Origin of the sequence: Cytobacillus pseudoceanisediminis, from assembly GCF_023516215.1 — a bacterium.
GTDB classification, from domain to species: domain Bacteria; phylum Bacillota; class Bacilli; order Bacillales; family Cytobacillaceae; genus Cytobacillus; species Cytobacillus pseudoceanisediminis.
In genome coordinates, this window is sequence record NZ_CP097349.1 from 2,484,755 (window position 1) to 2,502,885 (window position 18,131).

Annotated in this window: 14 protein-coding genes, 1 tRNA gene and 3 pseudogenes; 5 read left to right on the top strand and 13 right to left on the bottom strand. The window is 36.8% G+C overall.

Features of this window, described 5'->3' with window-relative positions; translation table 11 throughout:
- Positions 1-103: 103 nt before the first annotated feature.
- Positions 104-889 (top strand): carbon-nitrogen family hydrolase, encoded by a 786-nt coding sequence (locus M5V91_RS13315; RefSeq protein WP_251157595.1) that lies wholly within the window; start codon positions 104-106, stop codon positions 887-889.
- Between the two features lie 36 nt (positions 890-925).
- Here M5V91_RS13315 and M5V91_RS13320 read toward each other — a convergent pair whose 3' ends face one another.
- The 4 genes from M5V91_RS13320 to M5V91_RS13335 all read right to left on the bottom strand — a co-directional run bounded on the left by M5V91_RS13320 (position 926) and on the right by M5V91_RS13335 (position 5,935).
- Positions 926-1,507, bottom strand: coding sequence for a DUF2087 domain-containing protein (locus tag M5V91_RS13320; protein ID WP_009331068.1), 582 nt, complete (start codon positions 1,505-1,507; stop codon positions 926-928).
- A 124-nt stretch (positions 1,508-1,631) separates the two neighbouring features.
- Positions 1,632-2,132: a methylated-DNA--[protein]-cysteine S-methyltransferase gene (locus tag M5V91_RS13325; RefSeq protein WP_217030177.1), complete on the bottom strand. Its 501-nt coding sequence runs from the start codon at positions 2,130-2,132 to the stop codon at positions 1,632-1,634.
- Positions 2,129-3,964, bottom strand: coding sequence for a PAS domain-containing sensor histidine kinase (locus tag M5V91_RS13330; RefSeq protein ID WP_251157589.1), 1,836 nt, complete (start codon positions 3,962-3,964; stop codon positions 2,129-2,131). Before M5V91_RS13330 ends, M5V91_RS13325 begins: the two co-directional genes overlap by 4 nt.
- A gap of 165 nt (positions 3,965-4,129) precedes the next feature.
- Entirely contained in the window at positions 4,130-5,935 is a 1,806-nt protein-coding gene (locus M5V91_RS13335) for a methyl-accepting chemotaxis protein (protein ID WP_251157583.1), read from the bottom strand.
- A gap of 507 nt (positions 5,936-6,442) precedes the next feature.
- Between M5V91_RS13335 and M5V91_RS13340 the strand changes: the two genes are divergently transcribed.
- Entirely contained in the window at positions 6,443-7,483 is a 1,041-nt protein-coding gene (locus M5V91_RS13340; RefSeq protein WP_251175745.1) for an acyltransferase family protein, read from the top strand.
- A 254-nt stretch (positions 7,484-7,737) separates the two neighbouring features.
- Positions 7,738-7,811 (top strand) — tRNA-Arg (locus M5V91_RS13345).
- Positions 7,812-8,218: 407 nt separating this feature from the next.
- Here M5V91_RS13345 and M5V91_RS13350 read toward each other — a convergent pair.
- The 6 genes and pseudogenes from M5V91_RS13350 to M5V91_RS13375 form a co-directional block, all read right to left on the bottom strand.
- A complete protein-coding gene (locus M5V91_RS13350; protein WP_019381627.1) occupies positions 8,219-9,475 on the bottom strand; it encodes an amidohydrolase in 1,257 nt (418 codons plus the stop codon).
- A 227-nt stretch (positions 9,476-9,702) separates the two neighbouring features.
- On the bottom strand, positions 9,703-10,698 hold the full coding sequence (locus M5V91_RS13355; protein WP_019381626.1) for a type II asparaginase: 996 nt from the start codon (positions 10,696-10,698) through the stop codon (positions 9,703-9,705).
- A 46-nt stretch (positions 10,699-10,744) separates the two neighbouring features.
- A pseudogene (locus tag M5V91_RS13360) lies at positions 10,745-11,847 on the bottom strand (threonine synthase).
- Between the two features lie 64 nt (positions 11,848-11,911).
- Positions 11,912-12,286 (bottom strand): RidA family protein, encoded by a 375-nt coding sequence (locus tag M5V91_RS13365; protein ID WP_019381624.1) that lies wholly within the window; start codon positions 12,284-12,286, stop codon positions 11,912-11,914.
- 147 nt (positions 12,287-12,433) lie between these two features.
- Positions 12,434-13,450 carry an ornithine cyclodeaminase family protein gene (locus tag M5V91_RS13370; protein WP_251175744.1) on the bottom strand — a complete coding sequence of 339 codons (1,017 nt, stop codon included), beginning with the start codon at positions 13,448-13,450 and terminating at the stop codon, positions 12,434-12,436.
- A gap of 101 nt (positions 13,451-13,551) precedes the next feature.
- A pseudogene (locus tag M5V91_RS13375) lies at positions 13,552-14,657 on the bottom strand (D-TA family PLP-dependent enzyme).
- A gap of 373 nt (positions 14,658-15,030) precedes the next feature.
- Between M5V91_RS13375 and M5V91_RS13380 the strand changes: the two are divergent.
- A complete protein-coding gene (locus tag M5V91_RS13380) occupies positions 15,031-15,681 on the top strand; it encodes a helix-turn-helix transcriptional regulator (protein ID WP_071160454.1) in 651 nt (216 codons plus the stop codon).
- A 422-nt stretch (positions 15,682-16,103) separates the two neighbouring features.
- Positions 16,104-16,199, top strand: a pseudogene (locus M5V91_RS30495) (helix-turn-helix domain-containing protein); the annotation flags it as partial.
- Between the two features lie 465 nt (positions 16,200-16,664).
- On the opposite strand, the gene M5V91_RS13385 reads toward M5V91_RS30495, so the two are convergent.
- The 3 genes from M5V91_RS13385 to M5V91_RS13395 form a co-directional block, all read right to left on the bottom strand.
- Complete coding sequence (locus M5V91_RS13385) at positions 16,665-17,354, bottom strand: N-acetylmuramoyl-L-alanine amidase (RefSeq protein ID WP_019381619.1); 690 nt, start codon at positions 17,352-17,354, stop codon at positions 16,665-16,667.
- A gap of 120 nt (positions 17,355-17,474) precedes the next feature.
- A complete protein-coding gene (locus M5V91_RS13390) occupies positions 17,475-17,741 on the bottom strand; it encodes a phage holin (RefSeq protein ID WP_026041693.1) in 267 nt (88 codons plus the stop codon).
- 2 nt (positions 17,742-17,743) lie between these two features.
- A complete protein-coding gene (locus tag M5V91_RS13395; RefSeq protein ID WP_019381617.1) occupies positions 17,744-18,019 on the bottom strand; it encodes a hemolysin XhlA family protein in 276 nt (91 codons plus the stop codon).
- Positions 18,020-18,131: the final 112 nt, after the last annotated feature.

Here is an 18,131-nt window from a genome sequence, read left to right on the forward strand (position 1 = left end):
CAAATGATATAACGTAAATGGTAAGATGTAAAGTAAAATTTTGAAAATTTCCATCTATCGGACTAATTTTACCATAAGGATATGATGATTGCGGGGGAGTTTTATGAAATTAAAGATTGCCTGTTTGCAAATGGATATTGCATTTGGAAAACCTGAGGATAATTTTAAAGCAGCCGAAATCATGATTAAAAAGGCGCTTAGGGATAAACCGGATGTTATTGTGCTGCCGGAACTTTGGACGACTGGTTATGACTTGACCAGATTGGGTGAAATTGCAGACCAGGATGCAGAATCATCGCTAGTCTTTTTGAAAGAGGCCGCACAGAGCAATCGGGTTCATATGATTGGCGGATCTGTTGCAAAGAAAACACCCGATGGCATTTACAACACTCTGCTGATTGTAGATAACCAAGGTGACCTTATACATGAATACAGCAAGCTGCACTTGTTCAAGCTGATGAATGAACATCTCTATCTGAACGGAGGGACAGCCAAGGGAGTTTTTTCACTGGAAAATAGGAAGTTTGCAGGGATGATTTGTTATGATATCCGTTTTCCTGAGTGGGTGCGGACCCATACAGCGGAAGGTGCTGAAGCTTTATTTGTAGTAGCTGAATGGCCATTGGCCCGGCTGGCACATTGGCGGGCACTTTTGATTGCGCGTGCCATTGAAAACCAGTGCTACGTAATTGCATGCAACCGCTCCGGGTCTGATCCTGACAATGTCTTTGCTGGCCATTCGATGATTATAGATCCTTGGGGAGAAGTGCTTGCAGAAGGTTCTGAAACGGAAGAAATCCTATATGCTGAGATAGACCTGGAAAAAGTGAAAGAAGTCCGCAGCATGATTCCGATTTTTACCGACCGCAAACCGGATTATTACTATTGAAGGCATGCAGGGCCCTAACTGGGGCCCTGCCTTGCTTTACCCTTCTATTTTCGCCCACATTTCCGGAGGGTTTAATTCATAAATGCCATTTTCCCTGTACATATAATGATTTATAATAAATTCTCTGCGTATCGTAGCATAGTCTTCATGATACTGTTGAATATATTCGTTGAGCTCTTTTTCTTCATATTTTTTCCCCATTTTCAATCCTTTGATTAGATGCTCAAAAACCATGAGTCTCTTCTTCCTCTGTGCAGGAATATTCTTCAGCTTTCCATCTTTGGTAAAGAAATTTTCAATAACCTTCTGGCTTTCTATATTTTGTTCTTCCATTTTCTTAACCTCCTCTTTATCTGCCAATTTTGCAAGAACACCTGATTGGTGTTTCAGTACGGATTCATTTAAATAAAAATAAACAGTATTTTTATCTCTTCTCTGATAAACAAGGTTTATTTCCCTCAGTTTATTTAAATGATGAGTAATGGTTGGCGGAGTTAAACCAAGCTTCCCCGCTATCGCCTGTCCATGCAAAGGCCCTTTGGCAAGGAGAAAAACAATCCTGATTCTGGTTGGGTCTCCCATTGTCTTATAAAAAGCTACTAAACGATTTAATTGCATATTTTCAGCGCCCTCATTTCGATTGATATCTAATTAGATGATAATCGAATCCCGCTCGTTCAGTCAACCATATATATAATACCCCCATAAAAAAATCACCTAAGAGGTGATTGTTAAGATTGAGCTATTTTATATAATTAGACCCTTCGAGTGCTAGCAGTACTTCTTTAATTTCAGTCCTGTTTCCTGCATAACCCGTTAACGATTTATTTTTTCCAATCACGCGATGGCATGGAATAATGATCGGAAGGCGATTGGCCTTGTTTGCCTGACCAATGGCACGCACTGCTTTTTCTTTCCCTATTTTAAAAGCAATGTCCTGATAACTTCTTGTCTCTCCAAATGGGATTAGGCACAGCTCTTTCCAGACTGCCTTTTGAAATTCAGTGCCATGAGGTTCAATGGGGATGTCAAACTCTTTCCTATGCCCTTCAAAGTATTCCTCAAGCTGATTTGTACACCTTTTAATTAAAGAGTCGGAGGGATCCAATTTCAATGATAAAACGTCTTCCCCTTCGAGAAAATCTTCTTCCCCAATGTATAAAGCCGAAAGGATTCCATTCTCAATGACAATGTAAATGTCTCCTGCCGGTGTGTATGTTTTAGAATAAACTCTGCCTTTCATTTCATTCCCGCCTTTAAAGAATAGGGCAAATGGATGTGGAATACAGTTCCTTCCCCCAATTTGCTTTCCACCTCAATTGTTCCCTTGTGTTCTTCAATAATTTTATATGTAACCATTAAGCCAAGTCCAGTGCCTCTTTCCTTTGTAGTATAAAAAGGTTCACCAAGCTTTTTTATTTTATGTGCAGGAATTCCTGTCCCTTCGTCCCTAATGGATATGTGAACTTTATGGTCAAACCCTTTCTGAATGGATACAGTAATATATCCACCTTTAGGCATGACTTCAATGGCATTTTTTATAATATTGATAAAGACCTTTTTCATTTGATTGGATTCACAGAAAACATTGGGCAAATTCTTTTCATAATAAGTCCTGAATTGAACATTATGGAGCACAGCCTGAGCACTAAGGAGATCGACTGTTTCCTTCATGATTTGAGATATGTCTTTTTCCACAAATTTGACAGCTTGAGGCTTAGCAAGTATGAGAAATTCATTAATAATTGAATCAATCCTGCTAAGCTCAGTGGTAATCACATTGAAATACATAGTATGATCTTCCTTCACACTGTCCTCAAGCAGCTGTATAAAGCCTTTAAGTGCTGTCATGGGGTTTCTTATCTCGTGGGCAATCCCTGCTGCCAATTCTCCAATCACATGCAAAGTGTCTGATTTCCGAAGCTGTTCTTCCATTTCCAGCTTCTCAGTAATGTCTTTAAATGTTGTCATACTGATATTAGAAAAAATATTCAGCTTGTTGGAAAACTCAAAAAATTTCTTTCTGCCTGATTTCAGAGTAATGGAAAGGTTACCGTCTGATTGCCCCGCAGAGTGTATGTTTTTTATCTGCTCCTTTAATTCATCATCGGTTATATTGCAGTCATTTAAAATACTATGCAGCGAAACACCAATAAGCTCCTTTTTTGTCATCTGGAGCATTCTCTGACCTGATTGATTAATATCGACTATTTCAAACTGATTGTTCCAGAGCAGAATCCCTTCAAGGGCACCTTCAAATATCATGCGAAATTTTTGTTCGCTTTCCCTCAAGCTTTTTTCCATAGCGTGACGCTCACTGACATTTCTGAAGATTGTCATATGGTAGCCTTCAACGGAGTTCAATTTCACTGTAAACTCCAAAGATTTGAACTGGCCATTTGGCATAAGAAAAACTAGCTCATCCCGTATGCTTCCCTTAACGAACATCTCTTTAACAATGCTTTTGTATCTTTCCGATTTTTCATATACAAAATCTTTGATCTTTTTATTGAGAAGCTCATCATGAGTACATTCAAAAATTCGGCAAGCAGCTTCATTCGCATCAATGATCTCACCATTTCCACGCCAAAAAATGATTCCATCCAGGGCTTCAATAAATAGGTCAGCATACAGCTCTTCATTCTTTTTCACTTTTCGTTCGAGGAGCCGCTTACTCGTTACATCTCTTAATATACACATATAAAGACCGTCCTCATTAAGGATGCTGGTAGTAAAATCAAACTCTATTATCGTTCTGCCGTTATATATTGGCAGAATGCCCCTGACACTTTCCTTCTTCTTTAATAATTCCCTTTGCTTTTCAAGCTTGAAATGTCTATTTTTCGGCACGATATCAGACAGTCTCCTGCCGATCAGGTGTTGTTTATCAGTCTTTATACTTTCAGCAAATGATGGATTGACATCAACAATTCTCTCCTGGCTATCAAAAATTAAAATTCCATCATTTGAGCGTGAGAATATATTATATTTAAGTGAATTATTATTGGCCAAAATATTATTTTCCTTTTCCAAAGTCTCAATCCTGGCATAGAGTCTCCTGATTTCCTGATTCATAATGACCACTCTATTTCCTCCTATTGGGATATGCAATTAATTAAATATTTCTACAATATCTGACTAAAACCTTTAAATCTCCGAGAAAACTGTCTTATTAATTTTTCATCTCAAATGTCTGGAGAAAGGACAAGGCATACCCTGTGTAGAGAGTATGCCTGGATTTTACAATTTGAATTTTGCAATCATCTCATTTAATTGTTCTGCCAATTCCGACAAGGACTGTGCATTGTCTGAGATTTCCTCCATTGAATGGTTAGTCTGAGCCATTGATGCACTCGTTTGTTCGATGCCTGCCGCAGATTCCTCAGACACTGCGGCAATACTGCCAATGGACTGGTTCATATGGGCAGAATTAATGGATACCTGCTCGAGGCTGCGGGAAATGTCACTGACATTATTGGACATTGAGTTAACTGCCTCATAAATTTTCTGAAATGTTTGTCCTGTCAATTGAATTTGCCCGGTTCCCTTTTCAACTTGAACATAGCCTGTTTGAAGGGATGTGGCCACACTGTTTGACTCCGTTTGAATACCCCCGACAATCTTAGTGATATCTGAAACCGAGAATGATACCTGCTCAGCCAGTTTCCTCACCTCATCTGCCACTACTGCAAAGCCTCTTCCATGCTCACCGGCTCTGGCAGCTTCAATTGCTGCATTTAATGCCAGAAGGTTGGTCTGGTCTGCAATTTCCTTTATAACCTTAACTAATCTGGTGATTTGTTTTGTCTGATCATCAAGTCCATTTACCTTGTCAACAGAAGACTTCATTATTTGGTTAATTAATCTCATTTGTTCCTGGGATTCTTTCATTAGCTTGTTTCCATTCTCAGTAAGTGATAGCACCTCTGTGGAAGCACTTTTTATTTCATTACCGCTGTATGAAGCTTCTTTTACTTTTTCCAGGTACTCGTCCATCATTAAAGATAAACGCGTTGCAGAACCCGCCTGATCCTCGGCTCCTCCGGACAGTTCCTGCATGGTTGAAGCCACCTGCTGACTGGCTGCTTTTACTTCATTTGCAGCAATATTCAGTTCTCCGCTTCTTTCTGTCACATACCCAGAAACTGCATTAATTTCCTGAATCATGGTCTGCAGCTTTATTTTCATTGAGTTCATGGCTCTGCTAAGCTGTGCTACTTCATCATCACCTTCATATTCCACTGAATTTGCATTGAGGTTTCCTCCTGCAATTTCATTTGAGAATTGGACAATGGCAGTTAGTTTTTTAGAAATTATACTTCCAATAAAAAGGATGCTCGCGATTCCCAGGATAGCAGAAATGATGATTGAAATACCAAGTACTATTAAAGTAAGGATAAGACCATATTTGGCAGAAGACACAGCCTTTTGCTGATCCTCCTTCATCATTCTGCCAAGGGTATTTAACTTATCAACCGTTTCAGAAATAATATTATCTGCCTGCAATTTCCCCAGCCTATATTCTCTTGCATGCTGCAGTTTTACTTCTGGCTCGATGACATCATGAAATAAACTGGTGATTTTTTGATCATTTTCATCGATTTGCCTAAAAAGGGTTTTTGATTTTGAATCGCTCAGTTCCGGAGAAATTTCCTCTTTCAATTTATTAAAATCCTCTGTCAGCTCATCAAATGTTTTTAAATGTTTGGGGTTGGAGTCAATGATAAAGTTTCCAATCGTGCTCCCTTTATGATGAAAAGTGGCCGCTGATTCTGTAATCTTAATGGCTTTTTCCCCAGAATCCTTAACAGTCTCCAGTTTTGAATTGGCAATTGTCAGCAAGAAGAAGGTTAGAACGGTGGAAACCGTGAATAGTCCAATGGTCACAAAAAGCGCAACCCCATATTTCTGGCCAAGCTTCAGGTTCCTCCACCATTTCGTGCTCGCCATTTTATTAAAATACTTGCCTATTTTAAACTTTTTTGACCTGGACGATTCTTTTCTTTCCTTATTGCCAGGTATAAATTTTCTTACCCCTTTCAACATAACTTCCCCCTTTATGATTGAACCAGATGCGAACAATTGAACTAGTATGTACCTAATTCTTTTTTACTATTCTTTCAATTCATTATAATAGAACAAATAAGACATTTGAAGATTATTTTTCCAATTTTTCATTTTAATAAAGCCTTCCCTGCACCTATTCCCTTTAAAATCTTACCTTAAAAAACCTGATTTTCTCACGTCAGCATCAATCATGACATACTAATCGGACTACTCCCTTTTATCTGCGACAAAAATGATTTTCTTTAAATAAAATTTGAAACAGATTTAAATTAAATCCATTCAAGCCATATAATATATGAAGTAACAAGCAATATTTATTTGTATAACAGTAATTTCTAATTAGTATGACAGCATTTTCAGAGTTAGAAGTTTTTACTTTTTCTGTAAATTAAACCTTCTATTTACACGAGAAAAGAAGTTTGCTTCATGTTAAAGTGGGTAAAGAAAGAAAGAGTATTTATGGGGGTCTTTAATAGAGGAGGACTTATGAAACAACGTGACTATTACTTCGACAACACGAAGTTTATTTTAATCTTCTTTGTCGTTTTCGGACATTTACTCCGCTCTTTTATTGAAGATAATGAAACAATCTATACTTTATATAAGGTAATCTACACGTTCCATATGCCAGCATTTATACTGGTATCCGGTTTTTTTGCAAAAGGCTTTTATAAAAAAGGCTATATAAAGAAAATTGCAAAAAAGCTCATACTGCCATATATTATTTTTCAGGTTATTTATTCGATCTTCTATTATTTTTTATATAATAAAGGCACCTTTGAGTTGGATCCTTTTAACCCGCATTGGTCTTTATGGTTCCTGATCAGTATGTTTTGCTGGAATATCATGCTTTTATTCTTTGCAAAGTATAAAGCGGTTTATTCCCTGGCAGCTGCTTTTATCATTGGGCTTGCTGTCGGATATGCCGATTGGATTTCAAACTATTTAAGTTTATCGAGAACATTTGTGTTCTTTCCTTTATTCCTATTGGGTTATTATTTAAAGAAGGAGCATTTCTATGCGCTATTCCAGCCAAAGTTCAGAATTAGTGCATTAGCAATCTTTGCTGTAGTCTTTATAGGCTTTTACCTCTATCCTGAAGTGGACTATAAGTGGCTGCTTGGCTCAAAGCCATATACTGAAATGGGGGCAGCTTCAATTGGGGCAGTCTTAACGAGATTGGGCTTTTATGTCCTAAGTTTAATAATGGTATTTAGCTTCTTTGCTTTTGTGCCCAGCAAACAATATTTCTTTACTGATTTAGGAAAAAATACACTTTATGTCTATCTGCTTCACGGATTCTTTGTACGGGTATTCAGGGAAAGTGATGTACAGGGCTTTTTCAGCAAACCGGAAAACTTCCTGCTGCTTGCCGGAATATCGCTGCTGCTGACTTTGCTTCTCTCAAGCAAACTGATTACTTCATTTGCGCAGCCTATTATAGAACTGAGAACATCACAGCTAAAGAAGCTAAAAGATAGATCAAAGGCATATGCCAGATTTTATCGTAAAAAACTTACAAGTTAGAACAGAAACCGGTCATGTATTAATGGCCGGTTTTTACTTTAGTCATAACTATTGACCATTTTTGATTATGGGATTATAATAAATAACTGTGTTATATTATTTTGTCCCAGTAGCACAGCTAAGCATAAACATCCCTGAATTACATCCCTGTAGCTTTGTTTCGACGCATTTGCTCCCTTGTATTGGGCTTGCAGAGGAAAAAACAGGATATACCAGTCTTATCTGCACTACAAAAAATATACTTACGCCAATATGTCCCAGTAGCTCAGCTGGATAGAGCGACAGCCTCCTAAGCTGTAGGTCGTGAGTTCGAATCTCGCCTGGGACGCTACAATAGAAAAGCGCGAAACCCATGTATATCAATGGTTTCGCGCTTTTTATTTTATTCAATTTGTTTATTCATAAACATTAATAATCTAAGGTTGGGGTCGGTTTGGGGTCGGAACGATTTTTATTTATGATTTCATACCTCTAATCGGCCACTAAAGCCCCTGTTGTTGGTTAAGACATCAGTGTTGTTTAAAAAGAAAAAGCTGCCTGATTAGCAGCTAATGTTGAAGTTAAGAATCCGTTAGTTAATTACATTCATCTTCAATAACACATGAATATATTAAACATAAAAAAGTGTAATAGAGGAATCACATTAATCGGGACTTCTCAAATTTATGCTGATAAACACTTCAAATAAGTTATGATTATTCACTTTGTGACCGATAACCTAAATCCAAATAATAATTATTTTAATATTCGACGTGCAATTCGGTTAAACAATTCAACTGCATGCGGAAGAATTTCTTCTTCAATATCAAACTTTGGATTATGATGCGGTGCGGGTATAGTGGAACCTACAATCATATAAGTCCCTTTTCCCCCTAAATCTTGGACTCGTTTTATCATAAAGCTAGCATCTTCACTCCCGAGTCCTTTACCTTCACCATTTCCAAATGATGTAAATCCTTCTGCTTGCTTTGCCTCTTCTATAGTTAACTCAACCAGTTCATTGTCACAGGTAATTGGGATAGCGGCACCAATAACTTCAATTTGATGATCAAGCTCATGCATAGATGCACTGTGAGTAATGATATTTCTAACTCTCTCCTCCAAATCTTTATTCTCCTCTTCGGTAAGAGCCCTAGTCTCAATATTCATTTTTGCATATTGGGGAATGATATTAGTTGCTGTTCCACCCTCTAAGATTCCTACGTTAACTCGGGTGGGTCCTGTACTAAAGCGCGGGATAGCATGTATATTTAATAAGGCGGTACTAGCACCCAACAAAGCATTTCTACCCATTTCCGGATTACCGCCTGCGTGAGCAGCAACACCATAGTAGTGAGCTATCATTTTCGTGGAGGAAAGGAAGTGCGTTGAACCACCATGGAACTCACCAGTCGGAACATCTGCACCTAGATGATGACAAAACATATAATCCACATCATCTAATAACCCCTTCTGTACAATTGCATATGCTCCGCGAACTCCTTCCTCTGCTGCCTGAAATATCAGCTTTATTGTCCCAGCAAACTGACCATCCGCCAGTTTTTCAGCGAGCCCCAAGCCTATGGCAGTATGGCCATCATGCCCACAAGCATGCATATTCCCTTCATATTTTGAACGGAAACCATTTACTTTAGGATAATGGTTCTCATCCTGACTCTCTGCAATTGGCAAGGCATCCATATCAAAACGAAATGCAACGGTAGGACCCGGTTTTATACCTTTTAAAACTCCAATTACAGTAGTATAGCCACCTTTCATTTTCTGAAGTATATTCGGATTAGCACCATCCAGTAATGCCCTTTGATATGCCATCTCTAAAACCGCATTGGATGGAACTCCTCTCATAAAATCTCCGTCCATTGCATCTCTCCCATAGATTAAATGATATCCAAGCGAGTTTAACAGCTCCACTATCTTTGAAGCCGTTCGAAATTCAGTAAATCCAACCTCAGGGTGCATATGAAACTCTCGCCTTAAAGCTATAATATCCATTTTTGATCTCCTCTACTAAATTTTTTAGAACTCTAGCATTTCCCCTCTCCTATAAAACTGGAGTTGGTCTCTTAAACCAAACTTTTTATAATAATCCACCTTATTCTTTCTGGCATTACACCATTTTTTTCACACCGTGAATCTTCGCTTCCTTCAAAAATCATTCGTTGAATGAAATCGTGAAAAATCAAATCTTTTTTTCATTCTTCTAAGGGACACTCAAAAAATTAGTATATATGAAAATACTGTTGAATCTCATTTTTATCATTTGTTAAGTTTAATGCTAGCATAAGAAGAATCCTTGCTTTTGGAGGATTTAATGATTCAGATACGATATATGCGTGTTGATTATCCATATCAGTACGGCTAACAATTCCCGTATTGAGTCGAGATGATCGTATGACGATAACCCCTTTGTTTATCGCATCATGAATTCCAGCCTCTGCTTCTTTAGAGATTGTATAGCCCCCAGCAGTAGTTACAATGATTCCCTTTGTATCTGCTTGAACGGCTGCGTCGTATAAATATCGTTCATCTCCTTGATGAGTATATATAATTGAAACCTTAGGCAGCTTACTAATGGAGCTAACATCAAATATGGTTTCAGTCGTATGAAGATAGGTGATATCTTTATAATAAAAATAAACTTTCCCACCAACAATTGATCCGATATAACCTTGTTCGAGAGCTTTAAACGAATCGACTGCTGTAGCATTCATTTTAGTGATATAACGTGCAGAACCAATTCGGTCATTAAGGACAACTAATACACCTTTTCCATGAGCTTCTTGATTACAAGCAACTTTTACACCATTGTAGATATTCAACGGACCATCTGCACTTATCGCTGTTGCAGGTCTTACTGCTCCAACAATCACGACTGGTTTATGGCTTTTAATCACTAAATGTAAAAAATAGGCGGTTTCTTCCAGTGTATCTGTACCATGTGTGATCACAACACCATCTATTTCTTCATCTAATAATATGTCATTGATATATTTACTCAGTGTCAATAGTCGTTCTGTTGTCATATCAACACTATCAATATTAAACAATTGTTCAACTTTTAAATTTGCAATGTTGACTAAATCCGGTACTTCTTTTAATAAGTCATCAATAGACAAAGCTCCTGGTTGATAGCCTGTGGTCATTGTACTCGAAGTTCCAGCCCCTGCAATTGTTCCACCGGTTCCAATAATTTTTATCGTTGGCTTACTTTTCATGCTTCTCTCCTATATTCTCTATTACATCCAACTAGCTCCTCTTGGTTTATTTCGATTTTATACCTGCACCACAAAGAGGTATTATTATTTTTTCATCCGATTTTTTTCCATATTTTAAATAACCGGCATAGTTGGTCGCTGATGTCACTTCAACATAAAAACCTTTTTCACTAAGCTTCTCCCGTGCTCTTAGAATCTCATCTTCTTGAATCTCAATAAATGTACCATTTGTTTCCCCTACAGCTTCTAAAATTTGTTTTGAACGTGCTGGAGCTGCAATGGCGATCCCTTCCGCTAAAGTACCTTCGTTCATAATAGGTTTCGCTGTTACCTCACCATGTTTGTAGGCATTTACAAGAGGCGCACAATTCGCTGCTTGGATAGCAATGATTTTCGGCATTCTTTCTATTAATCCATTTCCCAATAACTCTTTAAAACCATAATATGCACCAAGTAAAAGTGTACCGTTACCAACTGGAATTATTAATGCATCAGGCGCACCTTTTAATTGTTCAAAAACTTCATAAGCATATGTTTTTGTTCCTTCATAAAAGTATGGATTATACACATGACTTGCGTAAAATACATTTTCATTTTTTACTGCTTTTTGGGCAGCAGCTGCAATGTCCTCTCGTGTACCACGAATTTCTTTAATCGTTGCACCATGAGCTTTTACTTGAGCAATTTTTTCGGGGATGTTTCGTCGCTTAAATAAATATCACAGGCAATATTACAACGTGCTGCATAAGCTGCAATCGCCGTACCTGCATTACCACTACTATCAGCAATGACCTTTGATACCCCTAATTCTTTAGCCTTCGTCATCAAAACAACGGCCCCTCGATCTTTAAAGGATAATGTAGGCATCATATAATCAACTTTTACATACGTATTTGGCTCCATAGGATCTAGAACGATTAATGGTGATTGACCTTCACCCATTGTCACGGATTCCCATGTCTTAGAATCTTTTGCGAATGGCATAGTTTCAAAATAACGCCATAATGAGTTTGGATAGTTATTCCAAGCTTTAATATCAACTTTCGGGGTATCTTTTACTATGTTTAAGACTCCTCCACATTCACATTTCCATATAGTTGGTGTAATATCATGCTTTTTCCCACAACTGTTACAAATAAATTGTTTCATCGTTAATCAACCCTTTAAATGATATTAACTAGATTTTTTCATACAAAACAGGAAAAAAATATGACTAAATATATGCAATGGCATCAATTTCAATTTTGAAGCCAAAATGTAATTGATTAGTTGGTACAACGGTACGTGCTGGTTTATGTTCACCGAAAAATTCCTTATAAACAGCATCTACTTTATCCCATAATTTCACGTCCGGAGTATATAATGTCATACGCAAAATCTTCTCTTTTTTACTTCCAGCTGCTTCTACAATCATTTCCACATTCTTAAGTGCTTGTAATGTTTCTTCTTCGATTGTGCCAAATTTCTTTTCACCGGTTTCTGGATTAATGGCAAATTGCCCTGATACATAGACAGTGTTCTGATGAACTGTTGCTAATGCATAGTGTCCATTAGATTTTAAATTTCCTACTTCAAAGATGCTTTTCATTTGATTCCCCTTAACTTGACTTATTTTTGATTTCATCAAAATAACTACTTTGGAAATGCCTAACTTAGATGCGACCTTCTCAACAGATCCTTCTTATAAACAGTTTTAATGTTGGAAACTACTAAAGCTCTTATTTTCCATTAAATATTATTCGTAAATATTTAAAAGTTTTCCTCTGCCAAGTGATATAGCTTTTTCATATACAGCGACTGCAGCAGCTGTATCTTGAATCGCACTACCTGTGGTATCAAAAATAATAATTTCCTCAGAATTTGTTCGTCCATCAATTTTACCAGTAACAATATCCCCAAATTCTCCATAAACATCCCCAGTAGACATTAGATTTGCATCCATAGCATGATGGAGCTCTCCTACATGTGCACATTGTTCTAGAATATCCACAACTAGTTTTCCACTTGCCAAAAGTTGCGGGTCAAGTTCTTGTTTATCTGGGCTGTCTGCACCAACTGCAGAAATGAAGGTCCCAGGGCGAACATACTCTTCGTGCAGAAAGAATTTTTTTGCAGAAGTACAAGTAATAATAATATCGCTTTTAGGTGCAACATCGGCTAAATTATCAGTAGCCTCAATGTTCACTTTAAGCTCCTCTGACATTTCTTTCGAAAATTTTTCTATCTTGTTCTGGTTAGTTCCCCATACGTATACTTGAGAGATAGAAGAAATGACATTCATAAGAGCCTTCAGCTGAACTCTCGCTTGGTTTCCACTGCCACAAATAGTGACTGTTGATGAGTCTGAACGGGCAAGATATTTTGCTGCCACTGCTGTTGTTGCAGCAGTACGCTTTGAGGTGATTTCCGTTGAGCCCATGATGGATAAGGGTCTCCCATTCGAACCATCAAACAGTATAATCAATCCGATAATGTTTGGTAAGCCGAATTTGGTGCAATTTCCGAAAAATCCGCCATTTGCTTTCAGCGCAAAATACGTCTTGTCAATTTTAAGTCCGCCACTCTTAATATGAAATTCTCCGTCTTCTACATCCGCGTGCATTAATCCTGGAACTAGAGCTCGACCTTCAGACCGTTTTCTAAAAGCACTCTCCATTGCCGTTAAGTAATCATTAGATGAAATCATGGAGGCAATTTCAGACCTACTAAGAAGTAGAAACTCAGTGTTTCCCATTGCACTTAAATCGATCATTGTAACTCATCCTTTCCATTATCAAATTTGTGAATAAACTGATTCAATCAGTCCAAACTCTATAAGAGATCTTATAATTGAAACTGAGAATACAAAATTATTTACTGCAGTTTTGCCCGGCAGTCGATAGGGATTTCTTCAACAACTTCGCCTTTGGAAAGCAAATAAGCTTTTTCATATAAATTACAAACCGGACAAATATGGTTTGGGATAATTTGTACTTTATCTCCAATATTTACTTGATTACGGAAATCTCTATTGTAAATGATCGCATGTTCGTCGAAAACACCGTGAATATAGACATCTTCAAACTCCTTTATACGCCCCAAACCATTTGTGGTTGTATGTCCCTCGCTTCGTGTTTGGGCTGTAATTCCTTTTGCCCCAACATCTGTAATCACCCGTTCATTAGTAGGTTTACTGATGATTGTTGTAAGGACCGATGCTGCACATCGCTCATATGTGCCAATAACGTTTGCCTGTGAGGAATCCATTAAAATATAGGTACCAGGCCTAATTTCAGTAACCCCGTCCGGTATCTCGAAATTGAGCATGAAAGGAGGAGTCGAGCCAATACTTATTACTTCAGGTTTAACTCCCATCTCTTCTGCTATTCTTGCAAAGTGCAAGGTTCGGTTTACACTTTCAAGATAAAGCTCTTTACATTCATCAATGTTTTCAGCTTTATAGGAATGCCCATCATGTGAAAAAATCCCTCTAAGTTCAACATGTTTACAAGCCTTTACGTTTTCTAATAATGTTCTGAAATCACTTTCTTCCATAATCCCTGAGCGTTGTTCTCCTACTTCAATTTCAATTAGAACCTGGGCTTTTTCTCTGCTCCTTTGAATACTTCTTCAATTTCAGTTACATGGTAACTATTATCTATACCAAACGAGATATCGATGGTCTCAGCTAATTTTCTAATTCGTTGAATTTTTGATTTTCCAACAATCTCATTGGCAATAAAGATGTTTTTCAAGCCGTTTTTAGCCATAATTTCAGCCTCACCGACTTTTGCTACTGTAATTCCAACTGCGCCTAATTCTTCTTGTAATCTAGCAAGCTTAGGCATTTTATGAGTTTTGGTATGTGGACGTAAATGTACTTTATGTTCATTAGCGTAATTTTGCATGAAGCGAAGATTATCCATCATTATTTCTCTATCAATTAAAAGTGCTGGTGTATCTAACTCAACATATTTCATTTTATCGGCTCCTTTTTATTTTTTTGATAAGCTTGTGGGAGTGAGTATTTTCATGGTTGCAATTGAGTAGGTAGGATTTAAAAAACTTTTTTATCAACTAACCGATGACCAAAGTAGTAATTAGTTTAAGTTAATTGTAAAAATTACAAAGGAGATTAACTATTCAATTCAAGAAAAGAAACTTTTATATATTTTAAATTGAAAACACATAAAAAATTATATAAAATAGAACTAAATCATTATTATTTATTAAAATTATATAAAAAGTTATACAAAAGTCAACACAATAAAGATTTTTATATAAAAAAATATATATTTCATGTTAGAAATGATTCAAATAAATAGATATCGTTTAAAAAGAAGGGACCATCTTATGAATATCAATAATAAAGAATTAAAAAAGTACATCCCAATCGCTAATTTAATCGCAAAGACCTTTGGACGGAATTGTGAGGTCGTCATTCATGACTTAACCGTTCCTCAAAACTCAGTGATTTACGCTGTTAATAATCATGTAACAGGAAGAAAAGTTGGACAGGCTTTCGATCACCTAGTGAAGCAAGTGCTTCTATCTAGTAAATTTGAGAACGATTATTTGGCAAATTATAAAATACGTACCGACGATGGAAAGGAAATAAAATCATCTACAGCTTTAATTAGAGATTCGAACGAAAAAGTTATTGGGGCACTTTGTGTTAATTATAGTTTGGAAAGCATGATTCATTTTAAGGAATTTCTAGATGATTTTATGGGTATTGGACAAGATGAGGAAGAAAAAGAAAAAGAAAATGTGGAACTTATGGAAAATGTAGTAGAAATTGCAGACGATTTAATAGATCGCATTATTGCCAATTACGGAACCGAAGAGTTAAAAAGAAAAGAAAAAATTAAATTAATCAAGTTTATGGATGAGAAAGGGATATTTCTAATCAAAGGATCTGTAGATAAAGTGGCAGAAAAGCTTGGTATTTCAAAAGTTACCGTATACAGTTATTTGGATGAAATAAAAAAAACAATTGACTGAGAAATGAAAAAACCAGTTTTATATAACTGGTTTACAGTGTAGACAAAAGGCATTTGGAAATGTCCTCATTTTCCAAACGCCTTTTAATTTTATAGATAATTTTTTTCCCTATTTAAGAATGATATTACTGAGAATGTGAAGGAAATCAATCCTGAAGGCTGCTTTGCCGTTTTAATACTTATATTCTATAATGAGTTTTGCAACTGTAAAGTTGCTATGACTAGATAAGCCCTTTCTTCGGATGGGGCTTTTTATATTGCCTGCTGGATTAAAGTCAGGTAATTCTTGCCGAAATAATTATTGGGTGATAACATGTATGGAAGTATAGGTATCAATTTAAGAATGTTAAGGTTCGAAAAGAACAAGACTCAAAAAGAAGTAGCAGAAGCTACTGGGATCTATATTAAAAACTCAGTTACTACGAATGTAACAAAATTAATCCCTCACTGGAGGACCTTGAAAAGTTGGCGAGATATTATGGAGTACCCGGGGAGAAAATTAAAGATGTAATATACTAAAGCCCCTCTCGAGTGAGTAGGGTTTTTAATATTGATTGCTAAAAAGCGACCTATCGTTTTCCCTGTTTTCTCTTTCTGTCAAGAACCCAACAATGAACCCAAACCATATAATTGAAGCCACAACCGCGACGCCAGCTGCACCTATATAGATTAAATACCAAACCAGAACGCTGAAGAAAACTGTAACTGCCAGGCAAGTAACTATATATAAAAGATATAAAATCTTTCATTCCTCCTTTATAAACAACTAATACGCTAAAAATAACACAAAGGGTTCTTGAATAATTTGATTGTTCCAAAGTGGAACTTTTTGTTTATGAAAAAAATAATGCCCCGGATTGTTCATCCTGGGCTGACCTTTAGATTATTTTGCACGAAATATTCCTGCCTACTAATCCATCAATTGCTAAACCATGATGGGCTTGATTTTCCATAACCACTCTCGATCGAAAAAGGGTTTATTTATTATTTGACACGTAAGCGCTGACCAACATAGATAGTATAGTCTGCATCAAGATTGTTCCAATCCCGGACCTGCTGGATTGTGCTCCCATAGGTTCTGCTTAAAGAATATACAGTATCTCCAGATACAACAGTGTGGTAGACCGCTGAACTCTTCTTGGGAAGATTAAAGCTCTTCACAATTCCATTAACATGTCCACGGGCTAAATTTTCAATAAATGTGCTTGATTTTAACTTTGTTGCATCATTGGCATTGTCAATAAATCCATTTTCAGTTAACAAAGCAGGCATCAATGTTTCACGAAGTACATGGAAGTTTGCCTGCTTTTTACCGCGATCATAATAATCTACCAACTTAATTACTTCAGCATGAATATTGTTTTGGTAGGTGGACGTAGGTGCTCCAACTCCTGGATAAACATAGTCTTCATATCCTGTTCCCCCGCCTGCATTAATATGAACTGACAAGAAGTAATCAGCTCCCCATGCATTGGCAGCATTTGTACGCTCAGATAAAGATACTGTTTGATCTCCAGTTCGGCTCATACGGATGGAAATATTATCATATTCAAGGGTTAGAATATCTTTTATACGTGTAGCGATTTGAAGTGTTAAATTCTTTTCCTGAAGACCATTTCCTACTGCACCTGGATCAGTGCCGCCGTGACCTGGATCAATAAAAAGTTTTACCATATTTAAATCACCTCTATTAATATTTTTATTCACAAATCTATTAACTGCTTGTACTGCTGTCCTTTACTCACATGACCCTCACCCCTTTAAGGAATAAGAAAAGCCACCCAAAAGGGCAGCTTATTTAGGCCATTGATAACGTTTTGCTTGTTGACTATCCTCTATTCCTTTTGTTGTAGGATCATTTAAAGCATTCCACACACTCACCACTATCAGCAGTAAAACATATGGATTAGAATAAGCTCCGACCAGCAAATTAAAAACAGAACCCCAAGTAGTGAGGTCCTGTGCAGTCAAACCATAGTATCCTAGTATTGGTGCAAAAAAAGCTAGAAATAACTGTGCTAGAAATACAGGATTTTTAAAGCGAATCTTCCAGTTGATCATGTTCATTGTCCCCCTCTTAAAACATTATAAAAAATTGCAATCGCTCCCCCAATGATTCCAGTACTGATTGCTGTGATAATGGCTGCTGTAATTGTTCTTTTTATCCATGTTGTATTTTCGTCAATTTTATTTAGCTTTTCATTTATTGAAATAATTTGTTGATCCTGTCGAGTTGTAATTTTTTCAAGATTGTTCACCCGATTCTCAATATCTCTAAGATCCCCTTTTATTTCTGCTATTTCTTTGTCGTACATATTTTCATTAACCGTCTCCTTCAAGATAACCACCCTCCTTTTAAGGATATCTTGTGCTTGTCCAGCTATATGGACTTAAGTGGCTAAAATTTATATTCTTTTCCACATTGAGCACTCTATAAGGTAGTAAATGAAA

Excerpts from the sequence above, each read along its gene's own strand:
- M5V91_RS13315 (WP_251157595.1), top strand. The coding sequence starts at position 104 with ATGAAATTAAAGATTGCCTGTTTGCAAATGGATATTGCATTTGGAAAA.
- M5V91_RS13320 (WP_009331068.1), bottom strand. The coding sequence starts at position 1,507 with ATGCAATTAAATCGTTTAGTAGCTTTTTATAAGACAATGGGAGACCCA.
- M5V91_RS13325 (WP_217030177.1), bottom strand. The coding sequence starts at position 2,132 with ATGAAAGGCAGAGTTTATTCTAAAACATACACACCGGCAGGAGACATT.
- M5V91_RS13330 (WP_251157589.1), bottom strand. The coding sequence starts at position 3,964 with ATGAATCAGGAAATCAGGAGACTCTATGCCAGGATTGAGACTTTGGAA.
- M5V91_RS13335 (WP_251157583.1), bottom strand. The coding sequence starts at position 5,935 with ATGTTGAAAGGGGTAAGAAAATTTATACCTGGCAATAAGGAAAGAAAA.
- M5V91_RS13340 (WP_251175745.1), top strand. The coding sequence starts at position 6,443 with ATGAAACAACGTGACTATTACTTCGACAACACGAAGTTTATTTTAATC.
- M5V91_RS13350 (WP_019381627.1), bottom strand. The coding sequence starts at position 9,475 with ATGGATATTATAGCTTTAAGGCGAGAGTTTCATATGCACCCTGAGGTT.
- M5V91_RS13355 (WP_019381626.1), bottom strand. The coding sequence starts at position 10,698 with ATGAAAAGTAAGCCAACGATAAAAATTATTGGAACCGGTGGAACAATT.
- M5V91_RS13365 (WP_019381624.1), bottom strand. The coding sequence starts at position 12,286 with ATGAAAAGCATCTTTGAAGTAGGAAATTTAAAATCTAATGGACACTAT.
- M5V91_RS13370 (WP_251175744.1), bottom strand. The coding sequence starts at position 13,450 with ATGATCGATTTAAGTGCAATGGGAAACACTGAGTTTCTACTTCTTAGT.
- M5V91_RS13380 (WP_071160454.1), top strand. The coding sequence starts at position 15,031 with ATGAATATCAATAATAAAGAATTAAAAAAGTACATCCCAATCGCTAAT.
- M5V91_RS13385 (WP_019381619.1), bottom strand. The coding sequence starts at position 17,354 with ATGGTAAAACTTTTTATTGATCCAGGTCACGGCGGCACTGATCCAGGT.
- M5V91_RS13390 (WP_026041693.1), bottom strand. The coding sequence starts at position 17,741 with ATGATCAACTGGAAGATTCGCTTTAAAAATCCTGTATTTCTAGCACAG.